General features: G+C 44.6%; 1 protein-coding gene. It reads right to left on the bottom strand.

The window, feature by feature from the left end; genetic code table 11:
* A partial coding sequence (locus tag BM232_RS14905) for a midas domain-containing protein (RefSeq protein ID WP_218153335.1) occupies positions 1-2,565 on the bottom strand: 2,565 nt, incomplete at both ends.

Raw genomic sequence — 2,565 nt, 5'->3', positions numbered from 1 at the left:
GTTCTGGTTCTGGTTCTGGTTCTGGTTCTGGTTCTACATCAGCTATATCCATCGCATCAGAGACTTCAGACTCGAGTGTTATTTCTTCCGCTATTTCTTCAGACTCATCAGTAGAACTGGCCGTTTCAGCTAGCGTTTCTATCTCAGGTTCCAGCTCTAGCTCTGATTCACTCGCCATTTGTTGACTACGCGCTTTCGCCTCAGCACGCAGTTGTGCTGTTCTGGCTCTTACTTTTTCACGCAGTTCATCTAGCTCTGACCGTATTTCAGCAATTTCTTCCGGTGGTGCTGAGCTTATATCTTCGCTTGTAGCACTGTCTTCCGTCGCTTCAGGCTCAGAATCAACTTCATCTTCCGTTTCATCGTCAGCCGTCATTAGTAAGCGTAAACGCTCTGCTTCTGTCTGGAACGCTGGCTCTGGCTCTGGCTCTGGCTCTGGCTCTGGCTCTGGCTCTGGCTCTGGCTCTGGCTCTGGCTCTGGCTCTGGCTCTGCATTAGCCTCCTCTACTGAATCTGCTTGTCTAGCAAAATCTTCTTCCATCGACTCAATTTCAGTCGGTGTTACCTCATTTTCATCGAGTGCCGATGTATCTGCATCATCGTCCAATAAAGGCTCTTCAATCTCAGAAGTATTGTCTATCGCTACGCTCGGTTTAAAATCAAAACTATCGCTTTTTAAGTAATCTTTTAAACTTCTTGATTGTTTATTTTCTATCTCAACCAGCTCGGGGATGACCTCTTCATCGCTTACAAATGCACTCTCAGTTTCATCTGGTTCTTCATCTGCGATCGGTTGAGTTAACTGCTCTGTCTCATCAGTAATATCTTCACTTTCAGGCAAGTCATCTGTTTGTTCAGGAGCGACATCCTCCTCATCCGGGATAACCAACTCGTCTGATTCAGGTGTTGGGTTCTCAGGTTCTTCATCTTCAGAAATAGAAAGCGCTGTACTCTCATCTTCGATATCATCAACCTGATCATCTGATGCGACATCAGTCTCTGCGATCATCTCGGTATCAATATCTAACTCAGGCTGCTGTTCTGACTCAACGTCTTCCAGTTCAGCATCTAAAGCATCATCTATCGTTAAGCTAATAGTATCTTCTGGTTCTGGCACTTCTACTTCAGTTAGCTCAGGTTCTTCAGCACTAACGGCAGGCTCATCGGCTTCGCTCAGCTCCTCATCTAAAAACGCTGCTGCAACATCGTCATCTTCGTCAGTAGTTAATGTTGCTTGTTCAAGCACATCCTCTGTTAACGGTTCAAGGTCATCACTCTCAGCAACCGTTTCTAAATCAGCATCGTTATCATCAGCAACGACTGTTTCGATTTCAGCTGTGTGTTGCTCATCACTATCTGAATCAAGCTCCGGAGCGAGTTCCTCAGAAGGAGGTTCAATCACATCACTGATGCTCGATTCTGTATCCTCAATCGAGATATCAGAAATAGCTGGTTCTATCTCATCATCGTCTGTATCTGTGGTTTCAAGTGAATCAAACTGTTCTGAGTCATCACCTTCGGGCCAGCTTTCTGCTGTCAAATCTGCTAAATCACTATCCAGATTTTCTTCAACTTCGTCCTGTTCAGAGTTTATCTGAGCGTCATCTGGCTCTGTAACATCAGACGTTTCAAGGTTAACGTTAATATCTGTATCGGTAGAGGGTTCATCAATCAGACTGTCACTATCAGACTCAAGCGACTCAAATTCCAGCTCAGTATCTTCAACATTATCTGTATCGTCGGCTTCTGTAATTGACGCTTGCGTAGTTATACTTTCATCATTTTCTGGCAGCTCAGGCCCAGATATGAGTGCTTCTTCAGCCTCATGCTGTTGAGCTTCAGACTGACTTTCTGCTTCTTCAGAAGCAGCTTCATCCATCAAGCTTTCGATATCTACTTCAGTCTCTAATGACTCAACAGGCTCAGCTTCGAGAGCAGTTTCTTCAACTACATCAGATACTTCCTCATCTGCAATGGCTTCATCGGCCATCGAAATTTCATGATTTTCAGAGAATAGTTCAGGGCTTTCTTCGACTTCATCCTCTACAGGTTCTGAAATATCTAAATCCGTATCAGTATCAGATAGCTCAGCAGTGTCACTAATATCAGAAATTGACTCATCAATGTCTAATTCAGTCTCAACATGTTCACTTAGCTCTGCTACGCCATCATCCATGACTGTAACAGGACTGATGTCTTCATCAATCGTCTGTTCAGCTAGCTCTGTCTCGATATTTACATTGATATTATCTGGTGCCAGCTCATCTACAAGATCATTACTATCTTCTATAACATCATCCTGAGCAGGCTCATCAACCATGATGTTCTGTTCTGTTTCATCTGCTGGCTGCTGAATATCAACAGACACATCTTGCGTCTCAACTTCATCTACAGGTTCTGCAGACTGTTCAGGCATCAAGTCTTGTTCGGAAGCTTCAGCTTGTTCAATATCCGCTAATAATTCATCGACTGATGAGTTATCGTTGATTTCTGGCTCTGGCTCTGGCTCTGGCTCTGGCTCTGGCTCTGGCTCTGGCTCTGGCTCTGGCTCTGGCTCTGGCTCTG

Source organism: Methylophaga sulfidovorans, from assembly GCF_900114205.1.
GTDB lineage: Bacteria > Pseudomonadota > Gammaproteobacteria > Nitrosococcales > Methylophagaceae > Methylophaga > Methylophaga sulfidovorans.
Note: the sequence above shows the minus strand (reverse complement) of the source record. Positions and strands in the feature narration are given on the sequence as shown.